Annotated in this window: 21 protein-coding genes; 8 read left to right on the top strand and 13 right to left on the bottom strand. The window is 55.6% G+C overall.

Annotated features, from left to right (window positions below; genetic code table 11):
* Positions 1-239: 239 nt before the first annotated feature.
* The 3 genes from ACSQ8R_RS31770 to ACSQ8R_RS31780 are packed head-to-tail and all read left to right on the top strand — an operon-like array spanning position 240 to position 3,370.
* Complete coding sequence (locus tag ACSQ8R_RS31770; protein WP_436257451.1) at positions 240-641, top strand: plasmid mobilization protein; 402 nt, start codon at positions 240-242, stop codon at positions 639-641.
* A gap of 2 nt (positions 642-643) precedes the next feature.
* Positions 644-3,163: a relaxase/mobilization nuclease domain-containing protein gene (locus tag ACSQ8R_RS31775; protein ID WP_436257368.1), complete on the top strand. Its 2,520-nt coding sequence runs from the start codon at positions 644-646 to the stop codon at positions 3,161-3,163.
* Between the two features lie 6 nt (positions 3,164-3,169).
* Positions 3,170-3,370, top strand: a complete 201-nt coding sequence (locus tag ACSQ8R_RS31780) for a hypothetical protein (RefSeq protein ID WP_436257369.1) — start codon at positions 3,170-3,172, stop codon at positions 3,368-3,370.
* Positions 3,371-3,436: 66 nt separating this feature from the next.
* Here the strand turns inward: ACSQ8R_RS31780 and ACSQ8R_RS31785 are convergent, their stop codons facing one another.
* Genes ACSQ8R_RS31785 through ACSQ8R_RS31845 form a run of 13 tightly spaced genes read right to left on the bottom strand, consistent with a single transcriptional unit; the run spans position 3,437 to position 16,441 of the window.
* Positions 3,437-5,539 carry a type IV secretory system conjugative DNA transfer family protein gene (locus tag ACSQ8R_RS31785; RefSeq protein WP_436257370.1) on the bottom strand — a complete coding sequence of 701 codons (2,103 nt, stop codon included), beginning with the start codon at positions 5,537-5,539 and terminating at the stop codon, positions 3,437-3,439.
* The gene (gene virB11 / locus ACSQ8R_RS31790; protein ID WP_436257371.1) at positions 5,536-6,558 is read right to left on the bottom strand and encodes a P-type DNA transfer ATPase VirB11; all 1,023 of its coding nucleotides are present in this window, start codon (positions 6,556-6,558) and stop codon (positions 5,536-5,538) included. Before virB11 ends, ACSQ8R_RS31785 begins: the two co-directional genes overlap by 4 nt.
* A complete protein-coding gene (gene virB10 / locus ACSQ8R_RS31795; protein WP_436257372.1) occupies positions 6,539-7,756 on the bottom strand; it encodes a type IV secretion system protein VirB10 in 1,218 nt (405 codons plus the stop codon). The genes virB11 and virB10 overlap by 20 nt, the downstream gene beginning before the upstream one ends.
* The gene (locus ACSQ8R_RS31800) at positions 7,756-8,565 is read right to left on the bottom strand and encodes a TrbG/VirB9 family P-type conjugative transfer protein (protein WP_436257373.1); all 810 of its coding nucleotides are present in this window, start codon (positions 8,563-8,565) and stop codon (positions 7,756-7,758) included. The genes virB10 and ACSQ8R_RS31800 overlap by 1 nt, the downstream gene beginning before the upstream one ends.
* Positions 8,562-9,254 (bottom strand): virB8 family protein, encoded by a 693-nt coding sequence (locus ACSQ8R_RS31805; protein ID WP_436257374.1) that lies wholly within the window; start codon positions 9,252-9,254, stop codon positions 8,562-8,564. The genes ACSQ8R_RS31800 and ACSQ8R_RS31805 overlap by 4 nt, the downstream gene beginning before the upstream one ends.
* Positions 9,255-9,289: 35 nt before the next feature.
* Complete coding sequence (locus ACSQ8R_RS31810; RefSeq protein WP_436257375.1) at positions 9,290-10,318, bottom strand: type IV secretion system protein; 1,029 nt, start codon at positions 10,316-10,318, stop codon at positions 9,290-9,292.
* A gap of 12 nt (positions 10,319-10,330) precedes the next feature.
* Positions 10,331-10,558: a hypothetical protein gene (locus ACSQ8R_RS31815; protein WP_436257376.1), complete on the bottom strand. Its 228-nt coding sequence runs from the start codon at positions 10,556-10,558 to the stop codon at positions 10,331-10,333.
* Positions 10,551-11,249 (bottom strand): type IV secretion system protein, encoded by a 699-nt coding sequence (locus ACSQ8R_RS31820; RefSeq protein ID WP_132665710.1) that lies wholly within the window; start codon positions 11,247-11,249, stop codon positions 10,551-10,553. The genes ACSQ8R_RS31815 and ACSQ8R_RS31820 overlap by 8 nt, the downstream gene beginning before the upstream one ends.
* A gap of 12 nt (positions 11,250-11,261) precedes the next feature.
* A complete protein-coding gene (locus tag ACSQ8R_RS31825) occupies positions 11,262-12,350 on the bottom strand; it encodes a lytic transglycosylase domain-containing protein (protein WP_436257377.1) in 1,089 nt (362 codons plus the stop codon).
* A complete protein-coding gene (locus tag ACSQ8R_RS31830) occupies positions 12,347-14,806 on the bottom strand; it encodes a VirB4 family type IV secretion/conjugal transfer ATPase (RefSeq protein ID WP_436257378.1) in 2,460 nt (819 codons plus the stop codon). The genes ACSQ8R_RS31825 and ACSQ8R_RS31830 overlap by 4 nt, the downstream gene beginning before the upstream one ends.
* Before the next feature lie 2 nt (positions 14,807-14,808).
* Positions 14,809-15,108 (bottom strand): type IV secretion system protein VirB3, encoded by a 300-nt coding sequence (locus ACSQ8R_RS31835; RefSeq protein WP_080517092.1) that lies wholly within the window; start codon positions 15,106-15,108, stop codon positions 14,809-14,811.
* A 1-nt stretch (position 15,109) separates the two neighbouring features.
* On the bottom strand, positions 15,110-15,460 hold the full coding sequence (locus ACSQ8R_RS31840; RefSeq protein WP_132665707.1) for a TrbC/VirB2 family protein: 351 nt from the start codon (positions 15,458-15,460) through the stop codon (positions 15,110-15,112).
* A 12-nt stretch (positions 15,461-15,472) separates the two neighbouring features.
* Complete coding sequence (locus tag ACSQ8R_RS31845; RefSeq protein WP_436257379.1) at positions 15,473-16,441, bottom strand: lytic transglycosylase domain-containing protein; 969 nt, start codon at positions 16,439-16,441, stop codon at positions 15,473-15,475.
* A gap of 157 nt (positions 16,442-16,598) precedes the next feature.
* Between ACSQ8R_RS31845 and ACSQ8R_RS31850 the strand changes: the two genes are divergently transcribed.
* The 5 genes from ACSQ8R_RS31850 to ACSQ8R_RS31870 all read left to right on the top strand — a co-directional run bounded on the left by ACSQ8R_RS31850 (position 16,599) and on the right by ACSQ8R_RS31870 (position 19,426).
* Positions 16,599-17,207, top strand: coding sequence for a hypothetical protein (locus ACSQ8R_RS31850; protein WP_132665705.1), 609 nt, complete (start codon positions 16,599-16,601; stop codon positions 17,205-17,207).
* Positions 17,204-17,743, top strand: a complete 540-nt coding sequence (locus tag ACSQ8R_RS31855) for a thermonuclease family protein (protein WP_436257380.1) — start codon at positions 17,204-17,206, stop codon at positions 17,741-17,743. The genes ACSQ8R_RS31850 and ACSQ8R_RS31855 overlap by 4 nt, the downstream gene beginning before the upstream one ends.
* Complete coding sequence (locus ACSQ8R_RS31860; protein ID WP_436257381.1) at positions 17,740-18,444, top strand: thermonuclease family protein; 705 nt, start codon at positions 17,740-17,742, stop codon at positions 18,442-18,444. Before ACSQ8R_RS31855 ends, ACSQ8R_RS31860 begins: the two co-directional genes overlap by 4 nt.
* Positions 18,445-18,825 (top strand): hypothetical protein, encoded by a 381-nt coding sequence (locus ACSQ8R_RS31865; RefSeq protein ID WP_436257382.1) that lies wholly within the window; start codon positions 18,445-18,447, stop codon positions 18,823-18,825.
* A 175-nt stretch (positions 18,826-19,000) separates the two neighbouring features.
* Positions 19,001-19,426: a hypothetical protein gene (locus ACSQ8R_RS31870; protein ID WP_436257383.1), complete on the top strand. Its 426-nt coding sequence runs from the start codon at positions 19,001-19,003 to the stop codon at positions 19,424-19,426.
* The last annotated feature ends 237 nt before the right edge of the window (positions 19,427-19,663 follow it).

Consider the following 19,663-nt stretch of genomic DNA (forward strand, 5'->3'; position numbering starts at 1 on the left):
ACGGCTGCCATACTAAGGGCTTCTTAGCGGTTTTGGCGGTGAACCCTGGTGAGCGTTTCAATGCTTTGAAGCCGATGCGTAAGCGTCGGTATCAGTGGGAAGAAGTTGGATGGAGGGGGTTGTAATTTTTCTAGTCTTAAAAGATGGCAGGATACGCAAAAATGTTTTACATTTTGAGTGCTACTATCGAGGGACTGGCCCTCGATGCCTTCGCTTTGCTCTGGAAAGGCCTTTGGCTGATGAGTGAAAACAGTTTGGTGACGTCTGCGACTAAAGCCCGCAAAGACCGGCTCGTAAACGTGCGCGTTACGGATACCGAACATGAAAAAATCGAGGAGGCAGCCAAAGCGGCTGATATGAGCGTGTCGGCATTTTTCCGTTCGCTTCTGCTTGAGGGCGCAGGCGTTCGGCCGATATTGACGCGTGATGACCGCGTTATCATGGCGGCTTTGCTGGAAGATATGCGCAAGATCGGCGTGAACTTGAACCAAGTCGCCCGAGCCTTGAACAGCGGTAAGGCCGTTCATCCGAGCGAACTGGATATAAATCTCGCCAACGTCCAGTCCACTCAGGCTGCTGTAATGCTTGAACTTCGATCGCTTTCAAGGCGTGCTGGCTACCAGCGACGTGGGGAGGAATAGCAATGGAGTTCTTCTTCGGAGTGTTCACAAGCGAATGGGAGCAGAAGCGCGCGGTGCTTCTGCACGAAATGTCACTTGGGGGAAAGGCTCAGCAATCCGAAGAAAACCTCTTCAAGTACGTTCATCAGATAAAGGAAGTTAAGCGTGGGGGAGGCGGACCCAAGGCTAAGCCTATGCGGATGCCGCGCATGCAGTTTCCCCGGATCTCCATGCCTTCTGGTATTGCGGCGGCTTCCAGCCGTCCGATGGAGGCGCGTCTTACTAGCGTCGCGAAGGGAAGTCAGCCAGCTGTTGTGAAAATGGCCTCCTATGGCGGCGGCGCACGCGTCGGGTCGATGCTCAACTACGTCTCGCGTGGCGGTGAGTTGAAGGTAGAGAATGAAAACGGCGAGAAACTTGAAGGCCGTGAAGATCTTGCTCGTGTTCGGGGCGACTGGAACCACCTGTTTCAGAACCGGACGGAGAGCCGAGATATTGGAAGCTTCTCGGTGGAGGTCGCGGCCAATGCTGGTGGAGAGGATTTGCATGGCCGGGTGCGAGGTATCCTATCGAGCGGTTTTGGCGACCGGCGGTATGCTTATGCCGTTGCGGAGCGCGCTGATGGTTCATTGACGATTGATGGCCTTGTCGTTCTACGAAGCGGGCAGGGTAAGAGGCTTACAGCCGACGCCAAGGCCGCCGGGATCGTGCAGCAAAGTTTTGACGCTAGCGCCGTCGCAGGTCAGGGCGCTGCGAGGTTTTCCTTCGGAGGCTATGGAAACGGTGTCGATTACGGCACTACGAAGGTTCGGGAGCTTGTCGAGGACAATGCAGAGGTTCGGGACGATCGCGGTCGCTTAATAGCAGACGGTAAAGGGGCCGGGGATCTCGTTCAAAAGGAGTGGCGCGAAGAGCTTCATAGCCGCAAGAGCCGTGATGTGATGCATGTCATCATGTCGGCCCGTGCCGGAACCGATGCGGGAGCCTTTGAGGGCGCGGTTCGAGATTTCCTCGCTGACCAGTTTGCTGGACATCGGTACGTCTTTGCGATGCACGACCCTGAAACCGACACCAAGGAAGCAGGGGAGGGCGGCAAGCGTCCGCATGTCCATGCTCATGCTATCGTCACGATGCGATCAGAAGCCGGGGACCGCATCGAGACAACGCCGGCAACCTTCCGCCAATGGCGTGAAGTGATGGCCGAGAAGGCGCGCGATCACGGCATCAATATGGAAATGACAGATCGACGGGAGTTTGCCTCAGCGCCTGCGTACACGCGTAACCAGGTCAGAGCCGTCAACTGCGACGGTAGGACCGAGCACATTGGAACAAGTGAGCCCGCTCAGGCTCGTTACGATGCCAAGCGATCAGGGCGGCGCACTGTCGCGTCAAGTGATCGCAGCCGGCAGTACACGGTCAAGGCTCAGGAGACGTGGCAAAAGATAGCTGCTGTTTCCGGTGATAGGCGGACTGTAGCATTTGCAGCTGAACATCGTGATGTCATTGAGACCGGGCTCAGAGAGCTCGAATCTGCAAGCAATTCAACAGTCGTTCACTCGGATTTCGGCGGCGATTTCCGTACAAATATGATATCATTGCAAAAGATGCTTTTGGAGGCAGAGGACATGCGCGAGCAGACACGCCAGGAGTTTGAATCATACGAAAAGACTGTTGAAACAGCTCTGTTTAGACTTGAGCGAAGCGCTGGCCCCGATGACAGGGGCGGTTTCGATGAGGTTGCAACTACGGCCCGCGAAATTGTGGATCTGCGCCGCGAAATGCTCGAGCTTACCGAGCGCGTTGGCGACAGACGGATTGGCAACGAGGCCGATCGGGAACCACTTGCTGGCGCCATGGACCAGCGTGGGGGAGCGGATGAACGTAGGGGAGCCGTCGCCACTGACGCTGTCCGCGATGACGCCCAACGCCTCGCCAACGAGGCTGACGAGGTCAGCAAGAAGTGGAATGAGGCTGTTGCCAAGCATGGCGAAGCGATTGTTGAGGCAGGCAATGATGCGATGATCGATGTCGAGCATTTCAGAGAAGGTATCGCGCTGGTTCAGTCGGGCGAGTTTTCTGAAGAAGACCTCGAAATGTACGAGACCGGGTTCAGGTCAGCGCTTCGGCGTGCCGCCGAGCTCGCGGCCGACGGAAACGCCTACCTTCGCGATGTCGCTATCGAGGATCCAGAGCTTCGCAGCGAAGTCGAAAAAATCGACCGCGAAGACGGTCGGTCAGACGAAAGCACGACCAACAAAACCGTTTCCACGTCTGATGTTCCTGACGATCGTCAGCGCGACCTTCAGCTTGATGCGGAAGAGGAGCAGGGCCAACTTCCAAACGAGCGCGAGGCGCACGAGCTGGCCGATACGATCGAGGCTACAAACAAGCAGCAAGATCGTGTAAAACAAGAGCGTGAGGGACAGAAAGCAGGGGAAACCACGCGAACGGACCCTGCGCAGCAGCACGTGCCTCGTCTTGAAGAACTTGAGCGCGAGCAAAACGAACAGAGGGACCGCGATCGAGACGATCGTGAGCGGTAATAGGCCATGACAGAGCGATACGTGATTCAGACGGAGAACAGAAAGTCGGACGAAGCCGTAGGAAAAGGCATCGGCGCGATCTTTGGCTTTGTTGCTGCTCTTGCTGCTATCGGCTTTGCGTATCAGACAGTCGTCGGATGGTATGACGCGACCGCGATCTGGCTTGGAGACATTGGCCAGTATCTCGCTAGCTTTTGGCCATTTTAGGCCTTCTACCCGAGCAAGTAGATTCTTACCGGCCCTAAGAGCGAAACTCTTAGGGCCGTTTCATATTCAGGCTGTCTCTGGGTCTGGAACGGTTGCAGCGAACACGTCCATGATATTCTTTCGCTTAGTCGGGTTCTTTCCGACGCTGTTTTTCTCGACCTGCTCGCGAAGCCTTTGTGCAGCAAGGGAATGCAGCGCTTCGATCTCTTCTCGCCGTGCGATGGCATTCGACGCTGCGCTGGTGCGCTTCCGTGGGGCTTTAGGTCCGGCTGCGGGTGTGGATTTGGCCTTCGAGGTCAATGCTGCTGGATTGACGATACGCTTCGCTGGAATGGCGGCCGGCGCTGTTACTTCAGCGAGTTTTAGCGACTCCGTTGCAGGAATCTGCTTTTCCGGCTCTTTTTGAGCGAGCCCAGCTTCCGGCATGTTCGTTTGGACTGCAGCCGAAGGCTCAGCTACCGGGGCTGTGTTTCCAGCATTCTCATATTCTGCAGTCGTCGCCGGGACCGGCTTCGATGGAAGGTACTCTATATCCGGGACACTTGGGATGTGAGCCTGGGCATAGGCCTCAGCTGCCTTGAACGGCTGGGTATTAAAGAACCGAAGCTTTTCAGCAAAAATTGGACGCTGGCCCTCTACCAACAGGATCATTCTGTTTTCTGGCATTTGCCGGACTTCCTGAGACATCATGAGGTCCCGCTCCCGAATTTGCTCGACCTTCGTCCGCCGTGGAAGTCCCATGATCTCGATTGTGCGAGACTCCGACGAGTAGCGAATGGTCCTCTTGCCGAGAGCTCGTGACGCGTAGTCGGCCGTCGCTTGATCATTTGCACCAAGGATCAACTGGTAGCCGCAATTCCCCAAGAGTGAGTGCCGCGAGGTCTCTCCATATATCTCATCTAGGTTTTTCAGGTCCTGGATAATGAATGCGAGCTTGATCTTGTAACCGGCCACGTAAGGCAGCTTCGTCATGATCTCGTCCATGCGTTTCAGCTGGCGAAATTCATCGAGCAGGAAATAGACAGGAAGGGAGTTTGGATCGTGCTCAAGCGTGAGAATATCCATGACCTGTTGGACAAACAGGGTCAGCAAGGGCCTGAGAAGCGTGATGTCAGTGATGTTCGGAGCGAGGTAGATTGTTATAGGCCGCCGCTTCATGGATCGAAGATCCATGTCCGTGAAGTTTGTTGCGGCAACAACCCGTTCGTTCTTGAAAGGTCGCATAGCCTTCTGGATATCCAGAAGCGCTGATGCAGCGGCTCGATCAGACAGGGAAAGATATGAGTTGAAGCTCTCGACGGTAAATTTCGAGAGGTAGGGCTCTTTCTCCTTGATGTGCTTCATCAAGGCCTGGAGGTCTACGCCGCTGTTGAAGAACGAGTTGATTTCGCCCAGATTGCGGCGGTCCCGGTAGAAGGGGCTTTCGAGAATGTAGCTTATCGCGCCGGCGAGGACCTGCTGCGCGGTGGCCTGCCATACCGAATTCTCAGACTCCGTGTTCTCCGGAACAAGAATGCTGGCAATGTTCTGAATGTCGGTGGTTCGATTGCCCCGTTCCGGTCGCACAAAATCCAGGGGATTATAGCTGTTCGTGCGCTCGGAGCCCGGTGCAAAAATGAAAACCTGGCTGCCATTCCTCTTCCGATAGCCGGCCGTCGCCTTGAAGACCTCTCCCTTTAGGTCGGTAACGATCATCGAGCCTTCATGCATGAGAGCATTCGGAATAACGTAACCGGCACCTTTACCGGACCTTGTCGGCCCGATGATCAGGTGATGGCGATCGTCCTGCGCCCGGAGGACCTTGCTTCCAAAACGACCGAAAATATGCCCCTTCTTGCCGAACCATTTCCCCGTTCGCAAACCCGCGATGTCCTGAAAAGCGGCGTCCCCTAACGGGCTCGTGACAGGTCTAAGGCCGAGATAGGCAGTAATTGCGGCGATCACGAACGCAGGCACCAACGACCCCAGGGCGACCTTCTGCAGGGTAGGATTATCGCTGTAAGCCCAGAACTGTTGGATTGGCGCGAAAGGATTGCTTCGTATCGTTGTATCGAGGATTCTGCCGTCGCCGTAAAACAGGTGGAGGCCAGCGCCATATCCAAGCATCCAGGCCGCAAAGGCAACCGCGAGGCAAAACGCTAGATAGACGGCTTTGAAGCCCTTCGTCATGCTTCATCTCTTGCAAAGAAAATCTCCGAAACGCCGCGCTTGCCTCCTTCGCGGCGGAGCTGGATGACGATCGGGATCACCATTTGAATGTAGGACATTAAGTCCTGCTTCGAGTAGCCCGCCGACATGCCGGATTGCTGCATCATCATGGCAAGTTGCTCATATGCCCCCATAGGGGTGTCCGCATGAACTGTGGACATGCTACCCGGATGACCGGTGTTGATGGCGCGCAGGAAAGAGAAAGCTTCAGCGCCTCTGATCTCGCCCACGAAAAGGCGGTCAGGACGCATGCGCAGTGCCGACTCGAGCAGGTTTTGAATGGTCACATTGGACGTGCCTTGCCCACCTTTGGAAGCAACCAAGTGGACTGCGTTTTTCTGTGGCGGAAAAAGTTCCCGCGTGTCTTCGAGCGTCAAGATGCGCTCGTTCAGCTCAACTGAATTGAGGCAGGCATTTAAGAATGTCGTTTTGCCCGAGGACGTGCCGCCGCTGATAAGGATCGAAACCCGCTTCGTGATTGCAGTATGGATGAAGTCGTAGATCTTTTCTTCGCGCAGATATCGAATGAGCTCGCGATCGACGTCGCTCAATCCCCCCACGGCAACCGACACCTTATCCAGCGATCCGTTGTCCCTGTAATCTTCCAGAGAGAAATTCTGGACGACCTGCTTTCGGATGGTAATGGATCCTCCGTCAGGAGCCGCGGGCGGTAAAACGACCTGAATGCGCTCACCAGTGGGCAGCGCCGCGCTTAGGATTGGATTGGCCTGGTTCAAGAACTGCTTTGTTGAGGCGGCGACGCGTTCTCCGATGTTCTCTATCTCTTGCGCGGTCAGAACATCGATAAGATGATGCTCCATATGGTCCGCGCCAAACCGTTCCACGTAAACGTGGCCCGGCTTGTTGATCGCGATTTCGACAACCTTTGGATCATCAAGAAATGGCCTGATGGGCTCCAACGAACGGGTCAGGAAATAGTGGGGATCATGAACCAGTGGGTCACCTGCCGGAGCGTTCACGTTTGATCTCCTTCATCGCTTCTGTAACCGGATCGTCGTACATGTCGCTGAAATCGAGGTCTTGGCGCACGAAGATGAAGATGCGTTCGCCCTGTGGGACGCTGATCGTTGGAGGGATACGAAGATTTTCCGAAAGCACGGTGTTTGCCATGTCGCTAAACGTCTGTGCGATCGTCTCGCGAGCGAGATCCGCCCCACGCTGCGCATCGTCGTTGTTGGAACCTGAACTCTGTTCGCTTCCATATCCCGTCAGATAGCTTGCGCCGCCACCAACGATCGAGAGAAGGATAGACGCGCCGAAGCGTTCCCGGAACTTGTTATCAACGTGACCTGTCAATCCAGATCTACCGAGGCTATCGGCTCCGATGGAGTTCAGCCTCACGCTGGCACCATCGTCACGGATCAGGCGTGTCCACACGACGAAAATACGCTTCTGTCCACGCGTAACCTCCGACTGGTATTCGCCGAGCAGGCGGGTGCCTGTAGGGATGATCACGCGCCGACCGTCGAACGAGTAGACATCCTGGGAGGTGATAGCGCGGATCTGCCCGGGAAGATCGCTGACGATCGCTGTTTCCAGAATTCCTGGAATGAGCGTGCCCTCTGGTACTAAAACGTCGAGGCGCTTTAGCTGTCGGGCCTTGGCGCTACGATCGCCGATCGCGCTCGCGGACGAGAGATACTGGCTATTCTTGTCCTCGCCGGCAACCGTCAATGGCGGGCCGCCTGCCGATCCGTCCAGCGATCCGTTCGCGTTGCCCCCCAGATTCTGGTCCATAGTAATCAGCTTTGACCTGAAGCGCTCGGGAAACTCCTCGACTTTAGGAGCCTCAACAGTGGGAGGCGGGGCCACTGGTGGCGGTGGCACGTTGAACGTTGTCGTATCAGCTGGCGGTTCGGGTGGCAGCGGAGGAGGCGGAGGTGGCGGTAGGACGACGACTGGCTGCTCCGGAGCGGGTTGCGGCTCCCCATCGCGTACGAAGCCGGGCGGCCGGAACGTTGTGGTCCGAAACTCCTCATCCGACTGAGAATTATCCCGCGGCTCATCTTTCGAGGTCGCAAGGACCATGTATGCAGCGATAACACCGAAAATCACCAGAGCAGCCATGCCTGCCGTCTGGTTTCGTTTCGCGTTCTTGTTGCTGATATCCGTTTCGTCAGCTTGCGCCATAGCTTCAAGTTCGGGGCTGCGCTTCATTAGTTGCCGCTCCTTCTGCGCTTGCTCGCGTCCGGATCAGGTTTCGGGGCCATGATGTCGGGGTCAGGGGCCGCAAAATCGGGCTTGCGAAGATTGAAAATGCAGGTCCATTGGTTGCCGTCTCTCAGCGTGTATTGTGTCGCCGTGCCATCAACGACGATATATTCGCCTTCCTTTCTGAAATTCCGAAGGGTCTCAGAGAAGTCAGACTGGACCGCAAAAATAGCAGGTACGCGTCCTTTGAACTTGAAGAACGTCTTCCTCCCATCATCGAAGACCATCGACGGCTTCAAAGCGGAGTCACCCGAGAATGAGTAGTCGATGTTGACGTTTGCCTTGTCGATATTGCTGATGTTCGGATTTGCTGCTCGAAACTCTGCCTCTTTCCGCAGAGATGCGTTCAAATCCTTTTCCGGATATACGAAACGGATACCGAAGACCTTCCGTTCGTCTGTCGGCGCGTAGTCATTCAGCTCCAAGAAGTAGATCCGCTTGGATGTCACGACATTCATGTTCGTAGAAACACCTTTCGCAATTGGTTTTACGAATAGGATGTTGCCTTTCTCAGACGGTGCGACCTGCCAGCTATCGGTGTCGCCAAGCGAGATCGTCTCGAACTTTTCATCTTCATCAAAAATGATCATCGTTGAGATGCCGTAGGTCGCAGAGACCTTCACCACGTTATTCGGCTGGTAGACAACACTCGTAACGCGTGAATCCAACGTGCCGGGTCTAGGCTGCTGTGCGCCGAAGGCGTGACTCATCGTCACGGCCATGAAGGCCGCAGTGACAAATAGTCTGACTTTCATCCTGCTGCTCCAGGCGTAACCGTTTCTTGATCGCGTCGGTAGTTGTAGACCTGGAAGCCAAGGGGGTTTTCAAAACGCCATTCGTTGCGCTCCGGCGTATCCGTGTATCGGAAGCGGACCACAGAGATGTAGTGCCGTGTGATATTATCGCTCTCAGAGCTTTCGGTGGTCGAGAAGCGGACCAGCGCGGTGCTAGCGTTCGAGAACGTGACCGACTTAACGTCCACGGTGATTTTCTTGTTCCTGCCCAAGCGCCTGCCTGGGTTGTTCGGATTGGCCGCGCTCCATTCGTCTTGGAGCTCCTTAGCGGCGTCTGCCGTTGAAAGGAGGGCGGCAATTCCGAAGTTTTGCTGTATCGCAAACGGGTCATAACCCTCGCGCGAGCGGATGTAACGGACCACATTGGCCTGAGTAACGGCCTGCTGGTCAGTGAGGTTTGCAGAGCGCGTGAGCCCGGTCTTCACCTCAATGTAGCCGGTGTTTTTGTCGACCTCGACGATGTAAGGTTCGAAACTCTTGAGCGGCACCAACATCACCAATGTCCCGAGCGACATAAGGGTGATGGCGCTCATTATCATGGCAACGAACCAAGCAAATGTCCTTGAGCGATTTGCCTTCTTTACGATCTCCTGTTCCCATTTATCGCCATCTTGAAAATAGCTCCTGAGAGCTTCGTTTGAATCTGCCATGGTCTAGCCCTTAAACCCCTCTGAACAGCCTGCGTTTAGCGCGGCACGCTGTTGCTACTGATGCGATTTTGCATCGCATTCGCACTTGCATTTCGAATATTTTCGCGCATGCCGGCTTGTGTCCGCTCGCGTGCCTCCATGCCGAGTCGGCCAGCTGTGCCGGAGGCACTACGCGCGCCGGTTAGCATTGCAGCTGGAGCACTGAAGCCTGTCAGGCCCCCGACAGTTCGCGCCACTTGACCGATTCCGGCCGCAACGCCGCCCGTGATCCCCTGAGCTAGCGTCTGAATGTTGAAGAGGACAAAGGCACCGGCAGCACACAAAAGAAGGAATGCCGCGACATCATCGAGTTGAAGCCTGCGCTGGTCGGCCGCCGCAGTGACCTTCGTCAACTCTGGATCCATTGCGGAGATCAGGAACGCAGCAACTACGTAAACGAACAACGGAATAAGCGCGTACATCAGCACACTTTGGAACCATGCCATTCCGTAGCTTCGGGTGGATTGAAACAACAAACATGCGATGAAAATCGGCGCGGTTCCTAGCAGCACCCACATCATGACTTTAGCGAGCAGAAGGATCGCGAGAGCGACGGCAATAAACACGCCGACGAAAAACATGATGAGGAAACCGACCATTGCCGGGAGAACGGAAAAATATCCGGCCTGCTCGGCAAAGGCCCCCGCCGCTTTATTGGCCGTTTCCCAGATCATCGACAGGCCGTTCGTCGGCTCCGTGATGCCTGTGTTGCTCACAGCTAGAATGGCGCGGCCAACATCTTCCGGCGTATCGCTCAGCCAGGTGTAGAAGAATGTGTTGAAGTTACCCCATGAGTTTATGAAAGCAACGATCAGCGTCATCCTGACCACGCGGCTGATGACCTCGCCGACACTGACCCGAGCCGTCCCCATGATCAGTTGAAGACCATAGTAGGCGACGTAGGCGATCAATAGCACGGCTAGAAGCGGCGCGACTTCGCTGCCAACTACCCCATAGGCGCTTTGCGTGAAGCTAGCGCCTGTCTGTTCAATCCGATCCAAAAGCCCACCGAGGAAATCCTCCATCGCCCAACGCCCCTATTCAGTTGCTAATGTGTCGATGGCCGCGAGAGCGGCTGATGGATCACCGTTGACGTTCGTCATCGGGCCACAGTCGTGACGCGGATCCTCAACGAAAGACGTCATGTTGGCCGGTCTTTTGCAGGGTGCTGTTTTCTCTTTCGCAGCCGTTCCACAGCCGGTAAGCCCGGCCGTGAACGTCGCGATTAGAAGCACTTTTCCAGCTGTTTCGAATGCCTTAATCACCGTAGGTCATCGCCTTTTTCGAGTTCGACATATCGACAAGACGCTGCTGATTTTGGGCATTAAGCGACTGAACGGTGCCATTCATGACGCCAATCATTTCGTTCAGCACCAGCCCCGATTGAACTTGGAGCTGCGTGTTCTGATCGATCGAGCCCTTGATATCCTCAGCCTTGCCGATCTGCTGACCCGCTTGCTGGAAGGATTGCGTACGCTGCTGCACAGCCTGATTTGATCCAGTCACCAGAGCAGCTACGCCAAGGACCGTATTCATCACTTCCTCATACGACTTATCGCCTGAGAACGTGCTATCGGCCTTTCCCGAAAGGTTTTTCACCAGCTGCAGCCCGTTGATGAATGTGGAGGCTACTTTGCCGATATCGCCGCCCATGCTTCCGAAATTCGGTACGCCACCGCTCATCAAGCTGTCGAAGGACGGCATCTGGGAAACACTGAAGCCATTGCCGATAGCAAGGTTCTGCATAGGGCTTTGCACGCTTCCACGGTCACCCGTTACGGCTTTAAGTGTTTCTTCGACAGTCTTAAGAACCTCTTTGTTGGTATCGAGGATGTCGGTCGTTGTTTTCGATGTTTCCTGAGCAACCTTCAGGTTAGCATTGTCGATTGTGGGGACCTGAGCGTACGCTGTCGAAGCTAGAGCCAGCGAAAACGCCGTTGCGATCGTCTTTTTCATGGCAGTTCTCCTTTATTGTGTACTCAACATCAGTTTCATTTCGGACGCCCGTTCCCTCTTCTGGGCGCAAGCTTGTTCCGTTTCATTCCATTCTACGTTCAGCGCCGGGTCACAGAGCTTCACCGTTTCGGGGTCTTTATCGTCTTTTTTCTTCACCGAGCTCGTGCGAGACGAGCCGGACCTTTCACCGAGATCCAGCGCGTTCTTCGAGTTCATGAGTTCAGCCATTGTCGCTCCAAGACGAATGACCTGATTCATCATTTCGAGATTCGCGTTTCGCGCCCCTGAGTTCTGGTCCCAGCTGTCTTGGATCGTGCCCGTCTGCATCTGCCCGAGCTGCTGCAACCACGAACTGACATTGCCACTGCTTTCCGTGATAGACTGGCTCGTCGCCATAGCGTTCATCGAGCTGTCACGAGCACCCGAGAAGGCTGTCCTGCCTCCTCCATAGTTCATCGGAATGTTGGAGGTATCAGACCCGCCAAACTGCGGCATCCATTGTTTCGTGATGCTCGCGACATAGCCTTGGGTTTCTTTGAATGGTGGGATGCCGCCATACTTCTGCACGTTGCCAGGGCCAGCATTGTAAGCGGCCAGAGCGAGGTTCGTATTCCCGTTGAAACGCTTCAGCTGTTGCTTGAGATACCGCGCGCCGCCCCGAAGGTTGTCTTCGATGTTGTTTGGGTCAACGCCGAGGTCCTTCGCGGTTCCTGGCATAAGCTGCGATAGACCCGTCGCGCCTACCGGTGATTTTGCGCACGGGTTGAAGCGGCTCTCTTGATAGACAAGAGACATGAACAGCGTTTCGTCTACGCCCTCTTCCTGGGCAACGCGCTTTACGAGGCCGACGATCTCCGGATTAGCTTGCGCGGCAGACGGCGCGTCGCCTCCCTTCCCTTTTTTGTACATCGAGCAAGTGACGCTCGTGCTGACAGAATGACGTTTCTTGTCTGTTTCCTTGATGTCGTCGGTCGTTTTCTCCCTCACCGTGTCGTCCGCCGTAAGAGCGGCGTCGGTGATTGGAACCTGCGTAAAGGCCGCGCTTGGAGCGCCAATCGACATGGCTGTAGCAAGCAGCACCAGAGTGGGACTTTTCCTCATTCAGCATTCTCCCATCCGCAAAATTTAGCCAACCAGTTTTCCGGCTCGTCTCCGTATTGCTCGCGGAGTGCAGCGCACTCCTCGATCGTTTCCTTTCGCCCGGACAGGACTTTCACGAGATCGGGCATGCTCGACAGGTCGAGCCTGGCTATGACGGAGTCATTGCCGTGCTTGATCAGGAAGGTTCGCTTCTCGGGCGGGGTATTCTTGATGAAGTTGTATTCCTTCACCGTGAGACCAAAGCGCTTGATGTAGCTCTCTTCGTCTGCACGCGGATTTGGGAAGTGAATGTTCGTGGATGATTGCTCAATTAGCGTGTGGGACACCTTCGATTTTGCAATGTCGGCGGCCGACTGAGTGCCAAAGCCTACGATGCCGTTGAGCTTGCGAATGGTCTTCATTTTGTCGACAATGAACGCGCTGAAGGTGTCGTCCAGGAGCAACTGCCAGCCCTCGTCCATGAAGAACATGACGGGGTTGCCATCCAGCAGTTCATCAAGCCGATGGTAGAGATACATAAGTGCGGGGGTTCGCAGCTCCTCGTTGCCAAGAATGTTGGTCATGTCGAAGCCGAATACGGTCCTGCCGGAGAAGGACAGCACATCGTGCGGAGCGTTAAAGAGCCACGCTTTCTCACCTTCGATCCAAGGACGAAGGCGGGAATAGAGATCGTTTGCGTCCGCCCGTGCACGGCCCATAAGCAGGTTGCCGAGGTTGGTGAGGTTTCGCTGTTGTGCCGGCTCTTCCATGAGGCGGACGACAGCGCGCTCGATGATATCTTCATCTTCCTGGGTGAAGTCGCGGCGATCACGTCCACCGAGCATTGCCTTGAGAAGGCGCTGAAGAAATTCTCTGTTTGGCCCGGTGTTCTCCAACTGGAGCGGATTGAATCCAGTTGGTGTCCCCGGGGAAAGGATCTCGTAAGATCCGCCGATGGCTCGAACGAAGATTTCGGCTCCGCGGTCCTTATCAAAAAAGACGGCGCGCGGCGTTGGTGAAACTCGCATGGCCTGCGCGAGCAGGAAGCTCAAACCGACAGTTTTACCCGAGCCGGTCGGTCCTGTGACGGTAAAATGCCCGATATCGCGGCGGTGGAAATTGAACCAATAGGGCGTCTGCGATGTCGTCTCAAGGATAGTGATGGGAAGGCCCCAATGCGTACGTTCCGCCTGACCACTGGCGAAATTGTGCATCGATGACAGGCCCGAGAAGTTCGAGCTGGAGAGCATCGCCTTTCTAGCAATATAGGAGTGGTTGCCGGGTAACTGCGCCCAAAACGCTGCCTCAAGATTCAGATCTTCACGCAGCCAATTGATGTTCATGTCCGTGAGGCATGCACCAAGTTCCGAAACGCAGCGGCTCAAGCCTTCGAGGTCCCGGGAAATGCAAAGTAGCGAAAAATGGTGGAAGCCAAATACGGCTTCCTGATTCAGCATGCTGTCGAGAGCAAAATTGATGTCAGATTCTACAGACGTCCCAGCTTCGTCCGAGGCACGGATTTGTCTCTGAAGGCGCGTTATGCGCTCCTGCGCAATCGGCTTGTCGGCAAGGGTAAACGACTGCGTCAGGATGAACTCGTGGTTCACCTGTAACAGTCCGTCCAACATGCCGGGTCCAGTGAAAGGAGGGTATTCCTTGATGGACAGCAGTGCGCCATACCGCGAATCTTCGTCCACGGCGGCATGCGCATGCAAAGCGCGCTTGGCGAAGTGGAGACGAGATCTTCCAATGAAGTTACGAATGCCCATACGCGGCAGTCGCATCTTCCGAGACACGCTACCCGTGAGGATAGAATTGAAGAATTCGCAGGGCTCGGAATACGGTTCGCCCTTGGTCTCTTCCTCCTGCCCCTCAATCTTTGCAGTATCGTCGGACTTCTTCCGGTAGGTTATGCCGAGCGAGCGGGCTCCGTATTTACTCAGTTCACGGACGATATTGCCGATCAGTTCCTCTAGGTCCGTTACCTCTTCGCGAGTGGCCTGTGTTTTTGCGTCCTTGTTAGACTGCGTAAAAATCCGCTTGAGCGTGTCGCCAACACCAAGCGCCCCGCGCATGCCCGAACGGACGATCGTCAAGTAGATCTCGTTTGTGAACATGCGCTTCTTGCGAAGCTGACCCATGTATCGCGTATTCAGGATGTCGCAGAATGATTGATCAAACGTTCCGCCGATCTCGGTCTCGACCTCGCGACGGATCACGGTTGACCATAGGGAAAACCGGCTTGAGCCGAGCGCGCGGATCATCGTGTTCTGGACGACTGATCGCATATTCAATTCTGCCTGGTCTTCGGTCTGGAAAAACAGGCCGTCGAGCTTGATGACGCTGGCGAGCGATCCATTCTCGAGACCTATCACCGTGTCCGAGACATGCCGCATGTAGGGAATATGAACGGACATAGGCCGCTCGTTTCCGGCGACCTTCCCAAATCCTAGCTCTTCTTTGACGACTTTCAGCATGATTATGGTCCGTACGAGTTGGTGCCCCAAAAGCGCTTATTGGGAGTGCGGGGGGTCTTGCGTGACGAAACCTGAAGCACGTCGAGAATTTTCGCGTCCCATGTGCAAAGCGAGAAAAGGACGAGGTAGCCAACAGGCGCGAGCAGAAGTGCGGCGAGATGGTTTGACGCAAGCCAGCCGATGATGGTGAGGCCGATGATCAGCACCACCGCCATGTATGGCACGCCCCATAGGGTAGGTGATCGGGTCAGACCGATCACCAAAGGCGTAAGCGCCGGCTTCTCATCCGAGAACTCGCTCAACTTACTGCCCGCCCACCGAAGAAATCATCTGATCAACAATGGCCGGAGCGCCGAAGACGAGCCCGATGCCAATAACGACCGCGCCGGCCGTAAACCAAGACAAACGACCAGCAAATGCCATGAAGCCCAGGGCGATAACGGCGATGATCGCCAACAACCGGCCAAATGGGCCAGTGATGAAATCCACGATCATCTGCACGGCGGTCTGGATAGGGCCGAAAGCACCGCTACCGCCCCCGCCTGCCCCTTGCGCAAACGCCAGCTCTGCGCCGACGATCTGTACCGCCGCGACCACGCCAAGAAGCGCGATCACCTTAACCGCCTGGGATTGACCCAACTTCACACTTTTCATCTGACTCTCTCCTTAAAAGTGCATCACGCCGCCGACAAACTTGCCGGTCTTCTCAACGGCAATTACCCCGCTACCGTTGGCCGTATTCGTCGCCGCTGCCTCGCGGACGACATTTCCGGCCTTCCGCTTGCCCGTATGCATCGGAAGGCCAAGCTGAAAATTGAGGACTTTTGCTACGTATCCGACCGTTTCCTGAAACGGCGGTACGCCGCCATATTCGTAGATCCGGTTCTCGCCGCTGTTGTATGCGGCGGCTACAAGCAGAGGATTCTGAAACTCATCGAGCAGGAAGCGGAGGTACTTGATACCGCCTTCGATGTTCTGCCGAGGATCGCAGACATCAACGACACCGAACCTCGTAGCGGTGTCAGGGATAAGCTGCATGGGGCCACGCGCACCTTTGGGAGAGTTGCGAACCACATCAAACCGGCTTTCGGCCCATGTAATCGCCACAGCAAACCCCTCGTCAACCTGATGGCGGCGCGCGGTTTCTACAACCAATGCTTTGATCTCGTCAGGCGTCATCGGAGACGCCCCGCACTCCTTTGTCCCCAACACGGGCGAAGCTAAGACATTTACTGCGCCAATTTGGCTAAGTGAACCGGTGGCACGAGGAGCGAGCGGGGAGTCCACTTCCGATCCTGTCACATCCACATACGGGGTGTTTCCTGCGCCAATCTTAGTACTTGGCAAAGCGGCCGCTTCGGTCGTGTCTTTCTGCTGGTTCGCGTCCTTCACTACGCCATCAGCGCCCAAGACAAATTCTTTGGCTGCGACAGGCTCGCCAGCCCATCTTTCCGCGAAGTTGGTAGCTAGTGACGGTGGCTCAGACGTTGTTGCTTCATTGTATGCGCTGGCTATTCTGGTATCTTTTACAGCATCTTGGGCATATGCGCAGTTGGCCGACCACAGCGTAACGAAAGCTGTCCCAAAAAGGACGGTGGTGCCTGAAAAGCCTGCCATGCTAGCCCTTTTTTCCATCGTCTCCGCCTGCCAAACGGTGTTGTGATTGGGAAGAAAACCGATTAAGTTGATGCTTGTATGATACCGATTTGGCTCAGACTTACAAGTTTTTGTGCCAGTGTTAAACCCCCTTTCTCAAGGGAATCCGTTGTACCAAGATGGTTAGGGCTAGAAAATGATACGGACCATCATTACCGCACTCGCAAGTTGCGCAATGGCAACACAAGCTTTTGCCGCGCCGGCAATCAACAAGGATTACGTCAAGTCGCTCGCCGCCCCCGGTAAGACGGCTTTGGTGATCGAGTATTATGACGGCAATGGGAAGGTCGTTGACCGGAAGGGCTATGCAACAGCCTCAGGGTTCAAGGCGGTATCCGGAACCGACTTCAAGATTGACGATAAGACGACAGTACATCTGTACGGTCTCCAGCCGTGTAAGGGGGATCTGGTCAACCGGACCGAAGATTATGCGGGAACCTGTGATGACTATGCTCTTAAGCAGCTTCAGGTCATGTTGCAGAGCCCAAAGGTCGTTTTCTGCCGCGCTTTCGTCAGTGAGCAGGGGGCGACGATGCAGAATGCGACGTGCTACGGGTACTACAATTACCCTGGTGCCATGGACTCGGTCGATAATTTCGAAGAGCAGCTTCTCTCTCTGGGCGCTCTTCGTCTCGCCAAGAAGCCTGATGGTTCGGTGGAGCGGCCTGATCTACAGGAAGCCGAGAAGCTCGGGAAAAAGGGCGACTTCGGCATGTGGGCTGATCCGCGGGTAAAGTCGCAATGAGGCGGATAGCTCTTCTTATGGCGGCATTGATGCCTTCCTGGGCTGTCGCAGCCCCGGAGGGCTATTTCGATTTAAAGCCAGACGGGATAACGCTCGAGACCGGAGACACATGGGTGTCCAATGGAGAGCGGTTCCGTCTCTATGGCATACAGTCATGTTTGCGCGGCACCAACTATACCGATGCCCACGGTAATACTCGCGATTGCGGCGAGGCGTCCCTTGCTGTTCTTGCCGCGTATATCAAGGACACACAGCCGATTTGCGCACCAGTCGCTAAGGCAAACAACATTTCGTATGTCATTTGTTACGCGACCGTTGGGAGCCAGCAGCTGGATCTAGGGCAGGTTCTCGTCAGCAGTGGGTATGCGTTTGCTGCATTGAAGAGCGACGGACTTCCATATCATGTCCCCTACTCTGTGGCCGAACAGATGGCCCAGCAGAAAAAGGCCGGTCTCTGGCAGTTCAAAGACGTCCAGCACCCGTCGATTACCCTCAGCCGAGAAGCCAATCAGCGCGCCAGGAAGGCGGAGCAATGAAACATATTCCACTGTTCGGCGTCATTATCGCTGCGATTGCCACACCTTCAATGGCCGCCGACCTACAATACTATACCCCGCGCTACTCGGGGCGCGTTGCACCACCCGTCGACTCCGCGCCCGTCAGGTTGCCGGTCTTCAAAGGCGTTGTAACCGTTCTGGACGGCCGCACTCTTTGGTATGGCTCTCTCGGACGTGGCTATAAGGTCCGCCTCGCGAGTATCGACGCATGCGAGCTTCCGCAATGGGCTCTCCACCCCAAGTGGGTAGACCGGACAAAGAACCAAGCGCCTATGCCGGTTCCCTGTGGCCCGCTTGCGAAAGCTTGGCTTAAGCGAACCATTGGCAACAAGGTGACGGTCTGCACGACGCTTGGGTATGGGAATGATGGCATTCCTCTCGCTCAATGCACGGTCAAAGGCCGAGACGTGGCGACGGAAATGCTGCGCGTAGGTTGGGCGCGAGTGGATTCCCCCTACGCCAACCAACAGTACCTTTCCTATCAGCACGATGCCATGGCCGCCCGTTATGGAATGTGGGGCACCTATGTGCTCGACATGAACGAATGGCAGCGAAAAGCGGTTGATAAGACCCTTGAGCGGCGGCCTCTAGCGGATTTCAACCTTTTGGCAGAACGAAAAAGCGAAATCTCGCCGCCGTTTGATGACGCACGCAACAAACCTAAGAGGACAGATCGATAGTTGCCGGATATCGCACATATCGCGACATTGTTCGCGGTCGATCCGATGGCGGCGCTATTGGTTGCCATTCCACTTTCGCTCGCCCTGATCGTGCCCTGCGAACGTTTGTGGTGGATCCACGCCCCCTGCGCTCTGGTCCTCCTCGTGGTCTCAGCCTTATTCCAGGCCGAGCGTCATCTCGCTTTCGACAGCTATCTTGTCGGCTTTTTTGCATTTGCGGCGGTTTGCCGGGATATCCCAAACCGCCCCCTCCTCTACCGCGTCGGTATCCTCTGGTTTGCAGCATTCTCGTTGATCGCCGCCGTCATTTATGCGGCCTCCGACCGAACAGACCCCCACGCGATAGAAGCCAAGATCTCACACCGGCCAATTCCGCAGTGAACGAATGAGAGAGGGAAAGCTAATGAAAGCTCTGTATTTTGTCGCCGCAGGTGTTGCGGCTTTTGCCATGACACCTGCCGCAAGGGCGCAAGATGCGTCTTGGGGGTGCCAGATACTCCTTTGCGCAGCGTCCAAAAACCCTTCATGGCAGGGGGTAGGGTACTGCGTGCCTCCCATGCAGAAGCTGATTTCGGCGATGAAAAAGCCCGGCTTTTCGTGGCCGATCTGCGAAGAAGCTAAAGCCTGGAAACCCGGCCATGAACCTTTTGAGGATTGCCCTGCCGGTTTCCAGGCCGGACGGGCCTCGTCTGGCCGCGACAACGACTCCCTCTTTGGCGGTGGCGAGGCGAATGTATGCACAAAGACGGTCAACCAGTGCAGCAACCGTGGCGCGTTCCGGACGCTCTATGGGAACGAACGCGCAAACCAGCAGGCTGGCATCACAATCCGCGAACTCAATTCAAACAATGACAACGGCTTTGGCAACAGCTGCCAGGTTGTCATCACGCAGCCAAGGCCAATGAGAGCTGACCCCTATTTCTTCGATATCCCGAACGACAAAGGCGTGAAGGAACGCCATTGGTTCAACCTCAATCTATGAGGACGACTCCATGAATCAGAATATCCTACTCGTAATCGCTACCGGCGTCGGCATTGCTGCCGGCTCCGGCGCAACTTACGTTTTGACGCCGCAGCCAAACCCGCAAGTTCGCGTACCCACGCAGGAAGAGATTGTAGCAGCCATAAAAGCTGATCCGTCTCTTCTCCCACGCGAATTTTTAGCTCCGGCCTTCGAGACCCCGAGCGAAGACGAGGCCTTGGCGGCATACCGCCGAGC

Source organism: Neorhizobium sp. LjRoot104 (assembly GCF_964253725.1).
GTDB lineage: Bacteria > Pseudomonadota > Alphaproteobacteria > Rhizobiales > Rhizobiaceae > Neorhizobium.